The sequence below is a fragment of the Flagellimonas allohymeniacidonis genome, assembly GCF_004296335.1.
Classification (GTDB): domain Bacteria; phylum Bacteroidota; class Bacteroidia; order Flavobacteriales; family Flavobacteriaceae; genus Flagellimonas; species Flagellimonas allohymeniacidonis.
Genome location: NZ_SGIU01000002.1, coordinates 1090067 through 1105594, shown reverse-complemented (window position 1 = coordinate 1105594; position 15528 = coordinate 1090067). Strand labels below are relative to the sequence as shown.

General features: G+C 40.2%; 16 protein-coding genes. 7 read left to right on the top strand and 9 right to left on the bottom strand.

The features are described from left to right. Positions 1-93: 93 nt before the first annotated feature. Positions 94-1146, bottom strand: a complete 1053-nt coding sequence (gene pdxA, locus EW142_RS13375; RefSeq protein WP_130614640.1) for a 4-hydroxythreonine-4-phosphate dehydrogenase PdxA — start codon at positions 1144-1146, stop codon at positions 94-96. A 58-nt stretch (positions 1147-1204) separates the two neighbouring features. On the opposite strand from pdxA, the gene EW142_RS13370 reads away from it, so the two are divergent. Continuing rightward, complete coding sequence (locus tag EW142_RS13370) at positions 1205-1795, top strand: riboflavin synthase (protein ID WP_130614638.1); 591 nt, start codon at positions 1205-1207, stop codon at positions 1793-1795. Here the strand turns inward: EW142_RS13370 and EW142_RS13365 are convergent, their stop codons facing one another. Next, positions 1796-3604: a sodium:solute symporter family protein gene (locus EW142_RS13365; protein ID WP_130614637.1), complete on the bottom strand. Its 1809-nt coding sequence runs from the start codon at positions 3602-3604 to the stop codon at positions 1796-1798. Between the two features lie 66 nt (positions 3605-3670). Between EW142_RS13365 and EW142_RS13360 the strand changes: the two genes are divergently transcribed. The 3 genes from EW142_RS13360 to EW142_RS13350 all read left to right on the top strand — a co-directional run bounded on the left by EW142_RS13360 (position 3671) and on the right by EW142_RS13350 (position 8469). After that, positions 3671-4414 carry a sulfite exporter TauE/SafE family protein gene (locus EW142_RS13360; protein WP_130614635.1) on the top strand — a complete coding sequence of 248 codons (744 nt, stop codon included), beginning with the start codon at positions 3671-3673 and terminating at the stop codon, positions 4412-4414. 64 nt (positions 4415-4478) lie between these two features. Next, positions 4479-7397 carry a hypothetical protein gene (locus tag EW142_RS13355; RefSeq protein ID WP_130614633.1) on the top strand — a complete coding sequence of 973 codons (2919 nt, stop codon included), beginning with the start codon at positions 4479-4481 and terminating at the stop codon, positions 7395-7397. Continuing rightward, on the top strand, positions 7387-8469 hold the full coding sequence (locus EW142_RS13350) for an ion channel (RefSeq protein WP_130614631.1): 1083 nt from the start codon (positions 7387-7389) through the stop codon (positions 8467-8469). Before EW142_RS13355 ends, EW142_RS13350 begins: the two co-directional genes overlap by 11 nt. 41 nt (positions 8470-8510) lie before the next feature. Here EW142_RS13350 and EW142_RS13345 read toward each other — a convergent pair whose 3' ends face one another. From EW142_RS13345 to EW142_RS13335, 3 genes are all read right to left on the bottom strand, one after another. Next, positions 8511-8909 carry a response regulator gene (locus EW142_RS13345; RefSeq protein WP_130614629.1) on the bottom strand — a complete coding sequence of 133 codons (399 nt, stop codon included), beginning with the start codon at positions 8907-8909 and terminating at the stop codon, positions 8511-8513. Next, entirely contained in the window at positions 8910-10724 is a 1815-nt protein-coding gene (locus tag EW142_RS13340) for a sensor histidine kinase (protein WP_165395284.1), read from the bottom strand. It abuts the gene before it with no gap. Between the two features lie 246 nt (positions 10725-10970). Then, positions 10971-11207 (bottom strand): helix-turn-helix domain-containing protein, encoded by a 237-nt coding sequence (locus tag EW142_RS13335; RefSeq protein ID WP_130614625.1) that lies wholly within the window; start codon positions 11205-11207, stop codon positions 10971-10973. Between the two features lie 123 nt (positions 11208-11330). Here EW142_RS13335 and EW142_RS13330 point away from each other — a divergent pair, with 123 nt between their 5' ends. After that, complete coding sequence (locus EW142_RS13330) at positions 11331-11750, top strand: hypothetical protein (protein WP_130614623.1); 420 nt, start codon at positions 11331-11333, stop codon at positions 11748-11750. A 93-nt stretch (positions 11751-11843) separates the two neighbouring features. Here the strand turns inward: EW142_RS13330 and dcd are convergent, their stop codons facing one another. From dcd to EW142_RS13315, 3 genes are read right to left on the bottom strand one after another with little or no spacing between them, the layout of a single operon-like run. Then, positions 11844-12467 (bottom strand): dCTP deaminase, encoded by a 624-nt coding sequence (gene dcd / locus EW142_RS13325; RefSeq protein ID WP_130614621.1) that lies wholly within the window; start codon positions 12465-12467, stop codon positions 11844-11846. Further along, positions 12451-13539 carry a M48 family metalloprotease gene (locus tag EW142_RS13320; protein WP_130614619.1) on the bottom strand — a complete coding sequence of 363 codons (1089 nt, stop codon included), beginning with the start codon at positions 13537-13539 and terminating at the stop codon, positions 12451-12453. Before EW142_RS13320 ends, dcd begins: the two co-directional genes overlap by 17 nt. A gap of 18 nt (positions 13540-13557) precedes the next feature. Then, a complete protein-coding gene (locus tag EW142_RS13315; RefSeq protein WP_130614617.1) occupies positions 13558-13842 on the bottom strand; it encodes a hypothetical protein in 285 nt (94 codons plus the stop codon). 137 nt (positions 13843-13979) lie between these two features. On the opposite strand from EW142_RS13315, the gene EW142_RS13310 reads away from it, so the two are divergent. Then, the gene (locus tag EW142_RS13310) at positions 13980-14258 is read left to right on the top strand and encodes a helix-turn-helix domain-containing protein (RefSeq protein WP_130614615.1); all 279 of its coding nucleotides are present in this window, start codon (positions 13980-13982) and stop codon (positions 14256-14258) included. A 149-nt stretch (positions 14259-14407) separates the two neighbouring features. Here the strand turns inward: EW142_RS13310 and EW142_RS13305 are convergent, their stop codons facing one another. Continuing rightward, on the bottom strand, positions 14408-14695 hold the full coding sequence (locus EW142_RS13305) for a hypothetical protein (protein ID WP_130614613.1): 288 nt from the start codon (positions 14693-14695) through the stop codon (positions 14408-14410). Positions 14696-14892: 197 nt separating this feature from the next. On the opposite strand from EW142_RS13305, the gene EW142_RS13300 reads away from it, so the two are divergent. Continuing rightward, a complete protein-coding gene (locus tag EW142_RS13300; RefSeq protein ID WP_165395283.1) occupies positions 14893-15501 on the top strand; it encodes a phosphatase PAP2 family protein in 609 nt (202 codons plus the stop codon). Positions 15502-15528: the final 27 nt, after the last annotated feature.

The following is a 15528-nucleotide window of genomic DNA, read 5'->3' as shown; positions in this document are numbered from 1 at the left end:
GTGCTCCAGCCTTTAAAGGCGGGTGCAAAGATACTATTTATTCGGAAATTCGCAATGTATTACCAATTATTATCGGAACATTGACATCTCCGTTCAACTCGCTTTTTTGGGTTTTTGCTTTTGTAAAGGATTTTTTATTAACTCCTTATGTTCCATCCGGTTTCGGAAAACCTGAATCCCCGTAAAAACTGCTTCTTTGAACGAGCTTGAATCAGCAACTCCCTTCCCTGCAATCTCATAGGCCGTTCCATGATCAGGGGATGTCCTTACCTTATGTAATCCGGCGGTATAGTTAACTCCCTTACCAAAGGAAAGGGTTTTAAACGGAATCAGCCCTTGGTCATGATACGCAGCAAGTATCGCATCAAAATTTTTATACCCATTACTTCCAAAAAAACTGTCCGCAGAATATGGTCCGTAAACTAAAATGCCCTCATCAAAAAGTTCCCGTATTGAAGGTTTCAAAATTTTGTCATCTTCCTCACCAATGGTCCCATTATCACCACTGTGCGGATTGATGCCCAAAACAGCGATTTTTGGACGTCGTACATTAAAATCCATACGAAGTGATTCTTCAATCGTTTTTACTTTTTCCCTGATCAGCTTTGGGGTAATGGCGTTGGCCACATCTTTCACCGCAATATGGTCTGTTAACAGCCCCACCCGAAGACTCTCTGCTACCATGAGCATTAAGCTGTTCCCTTCCAGTTCCTGAGCCAAAAAATCGGTATGGCCCGGAAATTTAAAAGCATCAGATTGAATGTTTTTCTTGTTGATAGGGGCCGTTACGAGCACATCAATTGTATCACTTTTTAAGTCGGAAACTGCAGCTCGCAACGATTTTATGGCATATTTTCCTGCTTCATCGGTCGCGGCCCCAAATTCAATTTGCAGGGTTTCCTTCCATACATTGACAATGTTGATTTTTCCATCCACAGCTTGGCTGGCCTCTCGTATACCATGAAAGTTCACATTTAAACCAAGAGCTGACTTTTGTTGGGATATAAGTTTGTTGGACGCATAAATTACTGGCGTGCAGAAATCCAACATTCTCGAATCCTCAAAGGTTTTCAGGATGACCTCGCAACCGATACCGTTCAAGTCGCCGATAGAAACCCCTAATTTTATTTTTGCTTTTTCCTTCATAAAATAAATGCTGATATAGCTACATTTACAGTACAAAACTACTCATTTATACAATCACATGTTCACTGGCATAATAGAGACTTTGGGAACCGTACAAAAGCTTCAAAAAGAAGGGGGCAATTTGCATATTTCAATTCGCTCCAATCTCACTTCTGAGCTTAAAATAGACCAAAGCGTTTCACACAATGGAGTTTGTTTGACCGTAGTTTCCATTAACGGGGATGTATATACCGTAACGGCCATCGAAGAAACTTTGGACAAGACCAATCTTGGCAATTTGGAAGTGGGTGATTTTGTGAACCTAGAACGTGCCATGAAACTTGGAGCGCGCTTGGATGGTCATATCGTACAAGGACACGTGGACCAAACCGCGGTCTGCATTGCATCGGAACAAAAAGACGGTAGTTGGGTCTTTACCTTTCAATACGAACCAGGTTTGAACAATGCCACCATTGAAAAGGGCTCAATAACTGTGGATGGCGTGAGTTTAACTGTGGTTGACTCTGAAAAAGACCATTTTAGTGTAGCCATTATCCCCTATACTTATGAGCATACCCGATTCAACAGCTATAAAAAAGGGGCTATTGTTAACCTGGAGTTCGATGTAATTGGAAAATATGTTGCCCGCTTGATGCAGCTTCGAGAATAACTAGACCAAATTACTGATTCGCCTCCATACCAGGGCCAAAGCCACCGCTGAAACCACAACTAGAATTGTAAGTCCACTAGCTAGGGTGTAATTGCCATAAATCCAATTTCCTGTAGCGAAAAGACATCCATAAACAAAAATGCACCCCAAGACCATGGCCAAAATCCCCTGGGGTACAGACCATTTTTCCGTTTTGGTTACATCGTCTTGATCGTTTATCTCCTTTTTAATGGTTTTCCAACCTGGCCCCCCGGGAGTCGTTTTTCTGTAGAACTGTTTAAGAACATCCGTTGATTCCGAAGGCGTCAAGAACATGGTCAAAAGCCAAGCAAGCGTGGTAATCAAAACCACCATTGGAAATTTGCTCCACGCTGGGAGCAAACCCATTGTTTCCTCTGATCCGAAAAGTATCGTGCCCAGACTACCAAAATTAAAAAGTATGGAAACGATCCCGGAAACAAACATGGCCGAAATCTCACTCCATGCATTGATACGCCACCAAAACCATCGCAGAATAAATATCAGTCCGGTACCTGCACCAAACATAATGATGATATCGAAAAGCTGTACAGCATTAGTCAAGGCAAGTGCAAAAAGGGCGCTTAGAACCATCAAAATCACAGTCGTAATTCGGCCCACATTCACCAATTCACGTTCAGAGGCATTTTTGTTTATTTGCTGTTTGTAGAAATCGTTCACCACATAGGAGGACCCCCAATTCAAATGTGTTGAAATGGTTGACATATATGCTGCACCCAATGAAGCCAAAACCAAGCCCAATAACCCGGATGGGAGCTTGGTCAACATGGCAGAATACGCCAAATCCTGCCCCAATTTGCTTTCTTCAATATTGGGAAAGGCCGATTTAATACTTTCCAAATCAGGAAAAACCACCAAAGAGGCAAGTGCAACCAAAATCCAGGGCCAAGGACGGAGTGCATAATGCATAACGTTGAAAAAAAATGTGGCGCCGACTGCATGGTTTTCATTTTTCGCCGCCAACATTCGCTGGGCTATATAGCCTCCACCACCTGGTTCCCCACCGGGATACCATGAACTCCACCATTGCACAGCTAGCGGTATAATAAGAACCGACATCAAAGCTTCAGTATCGGAGAATTCAGGGAAAAACGACATTTTGCTCTGAACCAAATCATTTTGCATAATTTCCGAAAGCCCCCCTACTTCTGGCAAATTCACTAAATATACGGCAGCTCCAATGGAGCCTCCCATGGCGACAAAGAACAACACAAAATCAGTGTAGACCACACCTCGAAATCCGCCTAGAGCACTAAAAACCATAGTCACACTTCCAGCAATTAAGACCGTTTGTATCGGGGTCAACCCCAACATCACCTGTCCAATCTTGATTGCTGCCAAAGTTACCCCAGACATAGCCATAACATTAAAAATCACACCTAGGTAAAGTGACCGAAACCCTCGAAGAAAGGCTGCAGGTTTTCCTCCATACCTCAGCTCATAAAACTCCATATCGGTGGTGACATTTGATTTTCGCCAAAGCTTGGCGTATACAAATACGGTCAATAATCCTGTCAATAAAAAAGCCCACCAACCCCAATTGCCCGATACACCGTCGGTGCGAACAAAATCTGTAACTAAATTAGGGGTGTCGGTCGAAAACGTCGTGGCCACCATCGAAAATCCAAGCAACCACCATGGCATGCTTCTTCCTGAAAGAAAATATTCCGAGGTGTTCTTTCCTGATTTTTTTGAAACGTAAATGCCGATGAACAACACAAGGGCAAAGAATCCAAAAATCAGGATATAGTCCAGTAATCTTAAATCCATTTCGTTGGTTTGGTTGCGGTTAAAGATAGTATTTTTGACTTCTTGAATCGAAATCCGCTCCTTTACATGCTCTCAGACATTCCCTTATCCGCTTGGGCTTTTGCAATTACCGCGGCCTTCTTGATGGGGCTATCAAAATCTGGCCTAAAGGGACTTTCTATTTTTAATGTCACCCTTATGGCACTGGCTTTCGGCGCAAAAGATTCTACGGGTTTGATTATGCCGCTTTTACTGGTGGGGGATGTTTTCGCCGTGGTCTATTACAACCGACATACAAAATGGGAATACATTGTAAAGTTTCTTCCCTGGATGGTTGTTGGAATTCTAATTGGTGTTCTTGTTGGCCAAGATCTTCCTGAGAAAACATTTAAGCTTGCCATGGTATTGGTTATTTTGTTGAGTCTCGCCGTGCTTATATGGTGGGACAGACGGAAATCAAAAACAGTTCCGAAACATTGGGCTTTTTCCGGGTTTATTGGAATTATCGCTGGGGTGTGTACCATGATTGGGAATTTAGCCGGGGCCTTTACCAATCTGTACTTTTTGGCAATGCGTTTGCCAAAAAATGAATTTGTCGGAACGGCGGCCTGGCTGTTTTTCATTACCAATCTTTTTAAGCTTCCTTTTCATATTTGGGTCTGGAAAACCATAACACCCAAAACACTGATGATAGACCTTAGTTTGACTCCTGTACTTGTAATCGGACTATTGATTGGAGTAAGATTGGTGAAACTTATCAATGAAAAAACATATCGCAAGTTTATTCTTGTCGTAACTGCTATCGGGGCGGTTGCCATATTATTTAAATAGTCCATAAACCTAAGGCCTTAAGCCGATTGGCTCTTTTTTTCTATATTTAAGTCTAACCAGTCTTATGAAAAAAACCACCGTCCATATCTTGATTTATTTCTTGTTGGGCGTATCCCTTTGTACAGCACAGAATTTTCGATACACCTATTTTAATCAGCCAGATTTCCCCTTTCAGAAAGTAGCCCAAGTAAATCAAGATGGTTTAGGGTATATCTGGATAGCTTCAGACCAAGGTCTTTTTCGGTTCGATGGTACACAATTTGAGGACTTTAACCTTACCCTCAAAAGCCGAAATATCAAATCCATACTACCTATACATAAGGATACCTTGCTCTTTTCCAACGATTCCGGAATTTTCAAATTAAGCTATCAAGGTTCTTCTCCCAAAATTTCAAGCTGGGTTGAAGCGAATGAGGGTGTTAACCTAATGGGATATCCTGAGGTTCTGTTTAAAGATTCACAAAATCGCATTTGGGTTGGTCAACTGGATGGTTCTGTTTTTTGTTTGAACGAATCGGGAAGGTTGCACAAAAGATTTGTTTTATCAGACCAAGCCAAGACCGAAAAAATATCTTTTGAAGAGGATAAATTCAACACGGTTTGGACCTTGGTTCCCAACGAGGGCCTTTTTTATTTTGATGAAACCAAAAAGCAGTTCATAAGTTTTGGTTCCCATAGTAAAGCGACCCATTTCTCGGTGGAAGAATCAGATTTTGTCGTGGTTGGTGATCAAGTACACTCTTTTTCTTTGAATTCGACTAAGCAAATCACTCGCTCAAAGATTATAGATTCAGGAAATCTTGAATTCAACTGGGTTTCAAAAGACCTTGCGGGGAATTGTTTTTTGGGAAGTACTGACGGTCTTTATGCCTTGGATGAAGAAAATACTGTTCTAAAAAAGGTTTTTGGGTCGAACGACCCACATCGAGTGGAGGAATTGCCATTCTCATCAATAGATCATCTCTTTTTTTCACATAGCCAATTAAGGAAAGGAGGGGATATTTGGGTGAGTACCTCTCAAGGTTTTGGCATTTTACAGTCTCCCTTTTTTCAAAGCGTTTCCGGTCTGCCACACGACAATGTTTTAAACATCAACACCCAAGCCAATGCCAAGGTTTTAATTGCCATGGGGAGCTTGTTCCAACTTAAAAAAAATGATGGGGCCTTTGATTTTGACAAAAAAGCCGAGCCATCTCGTGTGTCTTCCATAAGCGCGTTCAATAACTTTATCTGGTATGGAACTGTTGATGGAATTATTCACTGCTATCAGGACAATTCAGAAAAACAAACCATTGATTTGACCCAAAGGGGCGGGGGCATATTTTTTATGTCGGCCGATCATGTAGGGGACAACTGGTTCTGTCAGGCTCCTTTGGATAAACCTATTTTAGGAGTAGCCAAAGTTACCAAGGATGGGGGTGTTGTGACCTATGGAGAAGAAAAGGGATTACGTACCCGAATTCTTGTAATTCGTGAAGGCGGGCGTTCAGAAATCTATGCAGCTGGCATTGGTCAAACTTCATACCTATTCAAGTACAACAGGGAAAATGATGTTTTCGAAGATAAAAGTCTTCCCTTCAGTTTTGAGGTCGGGAGCAATTTCGAGGTACACGACCTTACAATCGACCACCAAGGTGTTGTTTGGCTTGCAACCACAGATGGTTTGCTCAAATACGATACCGAGGCAATAAGTCGCGTTCATTTGGGGCCATATACGCGTAATGAAATTAGGTCTGTGGTTACCACAGAAGATGGGAGCCTTTGGTTGGCTACCGATACCAACGGACTTCTGTTTTATGAAAAAAACGGGGAATTCATCCAATTTGATGAAAGAAGCGGCACCCCTTCCAAGGTTTCTACCTATAGAAATTTAAGGATCGACCCGGAAAACCTACTCTGGTTTGGAACCGCTGAGGGCGCCGTTTATTCTTCAAAGGCCAATGCCAGACCTTTACAGACCAACGCTCCCCTTATTAAATCTATTGAAGTGAATGAAAAGGAAATTGAGACCGCTTCCAATTTCAATGTCAACGAAAGGTCTTCCGTAAAAATCCACCTCAACACCATAGCTTTTCCAGGCAACGAAGTCGTCTACCAATATAAAATTATTGATGATGCGCTTTCGAATGAAAGTCTTGACTATGTGCCCTGGTCCAATCTGGTCGATGATACCTTCATCCGTTTGGATGGACTTAAAAAGGGCCGTTATCAGCTGTATCTGAGAGGTCAACAGCTGGGAGGTCATATCTGGAGTGAAGTAAAAAAGCTTACCCTAGTTGTAAAACCGGTTTGGTATGCAACCTGGTGGGGTATCTTGATGCTCTCTGCTTTTACCTTATTGCTCCTATGGGGCATAGCAAGGCAGTGGGAACGTTTCAAGACCCGCAGCCTAAGAAGTCTTTTGCTCAAAGAGCAAACAGCTTTGGCAAAAAAGGAGAAGCAATTGGCGAAAAAAGACAGTGATCTAAAACATCAAAAAGAAGCACTTAAAAGTACAGGGGCGAACATTTATTTATTGAACCGACTTCTTAATTCACTTCTAAAATCAAAATCGTGGCCAGAAGTATTGACGGGCCTTAAAAAGTTGGTAGAGCTTCCCACTGGGATTGACGCCTTTGAAATTGCCCAGGTAAGTGGCCGGGAAATCAAATATCAAGGATTCCATCGAAATAAGTCTGAGCATATTAGAAGAAAGATAGAATTCAATGAAAAAGAGAACCTTCCAAGCTACGTCCTGGCAACGAATAAGCCCTTGATCGTGGATGATTTTAAGAAACAGGCCATGAATCACATTGCCGATGTGCCCGATAGCCCTTTTTCTTCGCATTTGTTGGTTCCTTTTCAACTTGATGAATCCCCTGCCGTATTTTGCCTATATGGGATTGAAGAAAAGCGGTTCTCCCAAAGAGATCTATCCCTTATTCAAATATTGACCAATTTCTTAGGTCTCATGGAATCTAAATCGATGAAAAATGAAGGGTAGCTTATTCAAAATACTCTGTTTTACCTGCCTCTATATTTTTTTTGTGTCAGGTGTCTATCCACAGGAAAAAATAGATACGCTGCGCATTGGAGTTTTTGAGCAAGCCCCCTTTATCATGAAGGGAAAGGAGGCGGACTATTCTGGCCTTTCCATTGATCTTTGGGAAGGCATCGCCCTAAAAATGAATGTTCCCTTTAAGTATGTGCCTTACAGTGATGCTATCGGTGTTGTTCGTGCTCTGGACTACAAGGATATTGATTTAGCGATAAACCCCTTGGAAAACAATGCAGATCGTATGCAAAAATTTGAGGTAAGCCAACCTTTTCATATTTCGAGCCTTGGAGTGGCCATTACTTCTTTGAGCCAAAGTCAATTTCAAATCTTTATCAATAATTTCTTTTCTCGTGACTTTCTTAATGTTGTGCTTTTGCTGCTTCTAATTTTACTCTCTTTCGGAACCATCCTTTGGTTTGTGGAGCGACGGTCAAACAGATACCAATTTCGACCTGGAATACTAGGCCTATTCGATGGGCTTTGGTGGGCAGCGGTGACCATGACCACGGTTGGTTATGGTGACAAAGCACCCAAAACCAATTTGGGAAAAACCATTGCCATTATTTGGATGTTCACCGCGGTAATTATCATCTCAAGCTTCACAGCTACTATCGCCTCCACTTTGACTGTAAATAGTCTGGAGGGAGAAATTAGTAGTCTCGAACAACTAAAGACCGTCGCATCTGTAGGTGTTGTTGGAGCCAGTTCAGGTGCAGACTTTTTGGAGCAGAATGGTTTCCGAAACACTAGGCTGTTTAGAAGTCCACACGAGGCGCTTTTGGCACTTTCCAAAAAAGAAGTCAATGCTTTGGTCTATGACCGTACTGCCATGGACCATCTCATTCAATACTTACAGCTCAACGAAAATGTTCAGCTGTTACCTTTAAGTTTTGAAGAGGGCTACCGAAGCTTTATGATGCCCAAAGAGCATGAATTTTTTGATGATCTCAACCAAGAAATTATCTTTCAAATCCAGCAGGATTCTTGGTCAGGCTTATTAGCCTCGTATGGTCTTTAAGTCTTGGCTTGATTCAGGTAATTTTGTTGATCTTTTGGGAATCAGGATAATCCTTGGGCAAGTTTGTCCAAATCTGCCTTGGTCAACGGTTTTGTGATATAGCCGTTGATAAATTCGTATTCCTTGGATAGATTCAAGTCTTCTGGAGCAATGGAAGAGGTTAATATATGTATCTGGACCTCGTCGCGAAGAACGCTTTGAGCTCGTTTCAATTCTTCCAAAAGTTCCCAGCCATTCATTACCGGCATATTAATATCGAGTAACATTATGTCCGGCAGTTGGTTTGGGGAGTCAGCAAGGGGTATCAAAGTGTCATAGGCTTCCAGGCCATTTTCAAAGTGATGTACCTCCTCTGTAAGGCCTGAACTTTTTATGAGAACTTCGGCTGCTTCCCTAAAAATAAAATCGTCATCGACCAGAAATACCTTTTTTGCTTTCACTTAGTTCTTCTTTTTGTTTGAAAAATACAGGTGGAAAGCGGCACCTTTATCTACCTCGCTTTCTACTTCAATCTCTGCATTCATCGTGTCCATTTGATTTTTTGAGATGAAAAGGCCAACGCCTTTGGCATCTTTGTTTCCATGAAAGGTTTTGTACATTCCAAAGAGCTTATCCCCATGTCTTTTTAAATCGATTCCCCTTCCGTTGTCTTTAAAGGAAATTACTGTGTTTTCCTCGTTTTCTTTAGATTCTATATCAATCTGAAGTTTCATTTCCTGTTTTCGATACTTTAGACTATTCGTCAATAAATTCAGAAAAATACTGCCGATGTAGGCCTTTACGCCGTATACCTTTAGCTCATCGGGAATTTGAATATTGATTTTAGGATCGATTTCTTCAATATGGGCATTGATACTTTCCAAGACCTTGGTCAACGTTTGTTTTACCGGTACCCATTGGTAGTTAAGGTTATGGTCGGTTTGAATTTTAATGACTTCGTTCAGCTGAACCACGGTTTCATCCAAACGCTCGGAGGACAAACGAATCATCTCCAAAAAACGTTGTTGTTTTTTAGGCTCTGTGTTTTCCAGCAACATACCGGTAAGCATGGAAAGATTACTTGAATTTGACCTTAAGTTATGCGAAACGATATGAGCGAAGTTCAACAGGCTTTGGTTTTGTTTTTCCGTGGTGTTCAACAATTGCCTTAACCTACTATCCGCCTTTTTGATACGGGAAACATCTGTGTTCGCACCAACCATTCGAATAGCTTCCCCTTTCTGGTTTCGAAATACTTTTCCCAGACCGTGGATATAACGAACCGAACCGTCGGCGGTCTTGATTCTAAATTCAGTGTTGAATTCTTTTTTGCCTTCTACCGCTTCTTGAACGGCCTTAAGGCTTTTTTCTCTGTCATCTGGATGAATAGTACTTTCCCAAGCCTCAACTTCTCCTGAGAAGTTCTCTTTTTTAACTTGGTATAGCTCATACATATTGTCATCCCATACCAGTACATTGTTCACAATGTCATAATCCCAAATACCAATATTCGAACTTTGAACCGCGACACGCATACGGTCGGTCAGTACCTGATATTTTAGACTTTCGCTTTTGGCTTTGTCAATGTCCTGAAAAACACCAAATATCCGGGTAGCTTTTCCATTTACCATCTCTACACTGCAAATGGACCGTACCCATTTCTCATTCCCCTTTGCCGTTACGATGATAAACTCTTCATCAAATGACACTCCATTTTCTATAGCATTGGAAACCAGTTCCACAATTCGGTCGCGATGTTCTCCCTTCTTATAAAAGTTGATTCCACCTTCCAAGTCAGGCACAAAGTCTTCAGAGACTTCGTGTATTTCCTTGGTCATATCCGACCAATAAATCTGATTGTTGACCAAATCTACTTCCCAGCTCCCAATTTTGGCGGTGTGTTCCGCTTGAAGGGAAAGGTCAAAAGCAATTTTCTTTTTTGTAACGTCTTCAAAGTAGAGGTAGTACCCTTTTCCTGACTTGCACTCATACAAAGTCAGTTTATGCCATCTCAATTCCCCTTTTCGAGAAACATAAGAGATAAACTCACTTAGGGGTATTTTTTGAGATGATTTTCTCTTCTTTAATGCTAGAAAAGATTTGGGCAACTCGCCAATCAGCCCTTGAAGGTATTTAGGAAGCGTATCGGTTACTTTAAAATCGAAGTAATCATGAAACACATCGGAATACTGCTTTATTTCAAACCGCTTGTCGACAAAGGCCACAGGAAAGGGTAAATCCTTTATCTCGGTACTCGAATGTATTTTGGTTTTCATGGATTGGGTCAAAGGTTTGAATAAAGATAACGTAAGAATTTTCTTAATATTATTTGTCATCGATTATCCCGAGTGGCCCTATTCAAAAGTTCAAATTGTATGGAGCCTAAGTAAAAATATTTCGGACAATAGGGAACTACCTATGAAATTTCTAAGGAAAAAGTGAAGAGAGAAATCGATGAAGTCATGGTTCACCATTGCAACTCCTACCTAATACTACGAAATGACGATAAGGAAGGTCTCTCTTTAAGAAAAATCAAAGAGGTCTTTAAGTTCCATGCCTAATGCATTTGCAATCAGGTTGAGGTTTGTGATTGACGTACTTATTTCTCCCCTTTCAATTCTTCCAATTTGGTTTTTGGACATTTTTGCATCTGTTTCCAATGCCGCTTGGGAAAGTCTCGCCTTTTCGCGTAGATTGAGAAGATGTTCACCAAACTTTTTCAAAAATTGTAAATCTTCTTCCGTGTATTTTCTTCGCATGTCCCAATTTCCACCATGACCACTAATTCTTTTACCACATATATGTGTTAATTGAGATGATTTCGATATTTTTGTGGTTGAACACGCAGCATAGCCCTACTAAATTGGAAAATCCAACATGCCATGTCCAATATATTAGGGGAAATCACCGACTTTTTGCACCAAAGCACCCACAAGACCGTCGAACTTTATTTTATTACACAAGAGATTTTGAGCTTCCACGAGGGAAAGCTGCTCAATAGAGCCCTCAGGGCCAACCGAAGGTTGGTCGTTGAAAAACTTACTGATGCCTCCTTTGGCAGAGTAAAGGTGGTGGACCATTTGGTGTTTACATTTTCTTTCAAATTCCCCATACCCAAAAACCCAGCGTTTTACAGGAGTGAAATGCTATGCTTGCCTCGGCCCTTGTCCCATGGCCATTTAGCAATTGACCCCGACGCCCAAATATTCACCTTGAATTTTAACATTGATGCGCCAGACAGCGCACTTACCGTTGGCATTCGGCATGAGTATAAAAAATTGATTGGGGTGAGGTTTGGGTAGTGAAGCGTATTAAACCGTTGGTTAAAGAGTAGCGGTAGCAGGGTCAGTTCATCAGTAAAACAAACAAGGACTTCAAATAGTTATCTCAGGGCCCTAATTCTCGAGTAACCCCTTTAATTTAATCAGTTCTTCATCTTCATTTGCCTTTGATGGAACTGGCCTTACTTGACAAGTATATTTTCTATTTGAACTAAAATAATCAGAAGTGTTTTTCAATCTCACGAATCTTGCCTGAACAATTCTTGCGCCAGACATTATTTTAATAGCGGTATTGCCTGTGTTGACAACTTCAATCGAAAAACAACCACAATAACCTGGTTGAAATATTGTTGATACAGTTAACCCTAGCCTGCTATATGAACTACGCATGGACAAAACAGCAAAAATATTTGCGGGTAGTTTTATGTATTCCAAAGTTGAAAAAAGAATCGTTTGTGAGGGGTGTAATAGAAAAGTTTCCCCCAGTTTCCTTCTTGTCTCGGTAAAATGGCTTTTTATTGGCCTCCTATTAATTTCATCTGTTGTGGAGTCAATATAAGCCTCCCGTCCTTGATGTAATGATAAAAAATCAGTGCCGACCCTTAAGTCCATGGTCATTTCACCTATTTGGTTTTTATCCAAAAGTGGCGTCACCACTAACTTTTTCTTCTCAATAAGATTAAGAATTTCCTTCTTTAAGATTGTTCCACTCCTTCTTTTTCTACTGAATGGTCCCATCGTTAAGTTTTTTCCATTGAGCGCTAATGGTGTAATTGGAAATGGACTTCTCAATAAGGTTGTTAATTATTTGGTGTTTCTGTCTTGACTTAAAATCCTTCAAGAAATTATCATCTGATTCTTTCCAAATATCCCAGCCTAGCTTAAATATGTAATGCAGTTGACCGTCATTTTCAAGATTCTGAGGTACTAAATCAATAAAATCTGAATTACTGACATCGATACTATTATGTCTTAGACTCAACTGTGGTGAGCCGGATGCCTTTAGGACTTTATTAAAATCATTTTTCTCCATACAGTACTGGTTAGAAAGAAATTCTTGTACAACCTTTGTCCTTTTTGCCGTAGCTGGATGAGTTTGTGAGTCCGGCTCATCATATGCAATATAGTTAAGAAATGAATCTGACGCATCATTTATGTATTGTGCAGCAAATAGATCTGCAAAGTATTCTGTTCTATGAGAGTAGTACATAAAAGTTGATGGACTTTTTCTTGGATTATCTGTTTTATATGTTTCAAGTAGTAGCTTTTTACTAATATTTAATTCATTGTCGACAAAATGACCCAATTCATGGTATAACGCTACACAAGACAAATAGTCTCTTGCTAGTACTTTAGGTAAGCCTATTCTAATTAGCCTATGGGTAATAGTGGTGCCATAAAACTTAGAAACATATTTGTTAAGTCCTTGAAAATATTCTTCACTGTAGCCAGACTCGAAGTAAAAATCTAGATTTCTGTTTGATAGAGAGGTTACGACAATAAAGTCTTCTCTTCTTATCCAATCGCTAAGTGCTTTTTCAAGACAAGAAACAATTTCATATGGGATTACATTAAGAGTGCTATTGTCTAAATACTCTAATCCCTTAAATATGTATGTTAAAATATTGAAATGAACATATAATTCATTACCTCTTAAACGCCGGTATTCACTATCCCTAATACTTTTGAAGAGCTGATAAAGTTCTCGAAAATGCTGTTCTTTCTTAACCTCTGAATAGATGTTAGACCTACTTTTAGAAAATGACTCCTCTAATTGAAGTAATAAAAATTCAATTGTCTTATAATTCATTGATATGCAAGTAGATTCTTACTTCAGAATCTCCAATATACCACTATAAGTTTCTTCATCAAAAGAATTTCCCTCTAAGTCCAAAAGATTGTCCTTGTATCGGGTCAAGAGTGTAGTCACAAAATAATAGTGCTCTTTTCCTATCGAGAAAACCTGTTTATTTCCTTTGGCCACTTCTTTAGCTTCAAAAATTGCCGAATCAATACCTCCCTTTTCGTCCAAGTCCTTATTATCAATCAAATTCTCCAATACTTTGATATAAAAAGGAACTTGAGTTTGAAAATAGCTAGTTGATTTTGCCAAAAACATAATTTTCTGTGTTTAGTAGATACACTTTCACTAAAAATAGAGAAAAAATATTTTATTGAACTTCAAAACTGTATTATATTAGTTAACATAGTATCAACAATTGTATTGTTTTATAGTACATTTTGATTTTTATGAATAGGATTAACGAGGTAATAAAAGAGAAAGATATAAGCGTTACTAAATTGGCAAAGCTGATTGGTAAAAGCCGAACAATTACTTCAGGATATTGTAATAATGCCAGACAACCTAGCCTAGAAACTTTGAAAAAGATTGCAGATATACTAGAAATTGATATAAGACTACTTCTAACCCCTTCCAGAAACCGAATAGATACTCCTATATATATTAAATCAAAAGGGAAATCTTATAAAATTATTGGGGAATTACATTTTACAGACGAGATCAAATAATTTGACCAAAAGCCAAAGTAATCGAGCAAATAATCATTTAAATCAAGTCTCCTTTATGAGCCAAGGAGTGTCTCGTAAAAAGGAATGTATCTATGTTGTAAATGAAAAATCCAGTTTAGATTAAACCGGATTTTGTGGCCCCTCCTTAATTAGATCGCTACGCTCCTGGACCAGAGAAGTCCCGCTACTGCAAATCGGAACAGGTTGTTCTGCTTCAAAGTCCCAAACTCCATTACATCCTCTTCTTGGTCTAGCCTTACGATTATGGTTTCCTTCTTTTCATTTGTTGGGTCCACAACCCATAAATCGATATCGGCATCATTGTGATTCCGGTCTATTACAACAACACGGACGTCCACAGGAATTTCTTTGAACTTTTCCTTTTCTTTTTTACCAAGCCCATTGTTCCCGACAAAACAAGGAAACAAACCCAACATAAAATTTATTCCTGGTTTATAGCGTTATAAAAGTGTCTTCCTAGAAAAAGATTCTAATGTTCGCAAAGAAATGTTTATTTAGCATTTATTTCCTACTCCTTATCTCTCCAGTCTTTTGCTTCGGCCAATATGAGGTAATTCTCGATTCCACCTCCTTTATTAAGCGTACCGAAAGGCCGCCGCTTACCTTAAAAAAAATGGCAATTCCGATTGGGCTGACAGCTACCGCCTTGCTGATGACCAACGGTGATTTTGAGCAGGAATTGCAACCTAAAGTCAATCGTAACCTAAGAACGAATATCGATGATTACACAAGGTTTGCGCCCCTGGCCGTGATGTATATTTCTGACGGTTTGGGCGCAAAAGCTGAGAACCATTGGTTTGACCAAACAAAGAATGCAGGACTGTCCTTGCTGCTTACCCAGGCAATTACCACTGGCCTAAAGATAAATATCGATAAGGAAAGACCTAATGGCTCAAATGAGGAAGCGTTCCCCTCAGGGCATACCTCTTTGGCTTTTTCATCTGCAACCGTGCTTCATGAAGAATTCAAAAATACCGAACCCATTTTAGCCTATTCCGGTTATGCCTTTGCTATAAGTACGGCATACCTGCGTATGGCTAAGAATAAACATTGGCTCTCCGACGTAATCCTGGGCTCCGCCCTGGGCATCGCAGTGACCAAGCTAGTCTATCACTTCGACTATCTTTTCTCATGGAATCCTTTCAAGAAATCAGATAGGTTGCTGATTGCACCAACTGTGAATCAAGAGGGGACCGGAGCATACCTTTCTTTTAGATTTTAATCCTCTGGGAAAAGGGCATTAATCCTA

Coding starts and splice junctions, on each gene's coding strand:
- pdxA (WP_130614640.1), bottom strand. CDS start 1,146: ATGAAGGAAAAAGCAAAAATAAAATTAGGGGTTTCTATCGGCGACTTG.
- EW142_RS13370 (WP_130614638.1), top strand. CDS start 1,205: ATGTTCACTGGCATAATAGAGACTTTGGGAACCGTACAAAAGCTTCAA.
- EW142_RS13365 (WP_130614637.1), bottom strand. CDS start 3,604: ATGGATTTAAGATTACTGGACTATATCCTGATTTTTGGATTCTTTGCC.
- EW142_RS13360 (WP_130614635.1), top strand. CDS start 3,671: ATGCTCTCAGACATTCCCTTATCCGCTTGGGCTTTTGCAATTACCGCG.
- EW142_RS13355 (WP_130614633.1), top strand. CDS start 4,479: ATGAAAAAAACCACCGTCCATATCTTGATTTATTTCTTGTTGGGCGTA.
- EW142_RS13350 (WP_130614631.1), top strand. CDS start 7,387: ATGAAGGGTAGCTTATTCAAAATACTCTGTTTTACCTGCCTCTATATT.
- EW142_RS13340 (WP_165395284.1), bottom strand. CDS start 10,724: ATGAAAACCAAAATACATTCGAGTACCGAGATAAAGGATTTACCCTTT.
- EW142_RS13335 (WP_130614625.1), bottom strand. CDS start 11,207: ATGCGAAGAAAATACACGGAAGAAGATTTACAATTTTTGAAAAAGTTT.
- EW142_RS13330 (WP_130614623.1), top strand. CDS start 11,331: ATGTCCAATATATTAGGGGAAATCACCGACTTTTTGCACCAAAGCACC.
- dcd (WP_130614621.1), bottom strand. CDS start 12,467: ATGGGACCATTCAGTAGAAAAAGAAGGAGTGGAACAATCTTAAAGAAG.
- EW142_RS13320 (WP_130614619.1), bottom strand. CDS start 13,539: ATGAATTATAAGACAATTGAATTTTTATTACTTCAATTAGAGGAGTCA.
- EW142_RS13310 (WP_130614615.1), top strand. CDS start 13,980: ATGAATAGGATTAACGAGGTAATAAAAGAGAAAGATATAAGCGTTACT.
- EW142_RS13305 (WP_130614613.1), bottom strand. CDS start 14,695: ATGTTGGGTTTGTTTCCTTGTTTTGTCGGGAACAATGGGCTTGGTAAA.
- EW142_RS13300 (WP_165395283.1), top strand. CDS start 14,893: ATGGCAATTCCGATTGGGCTGACAGCTACCGCCTTGCTGATGACCAAC.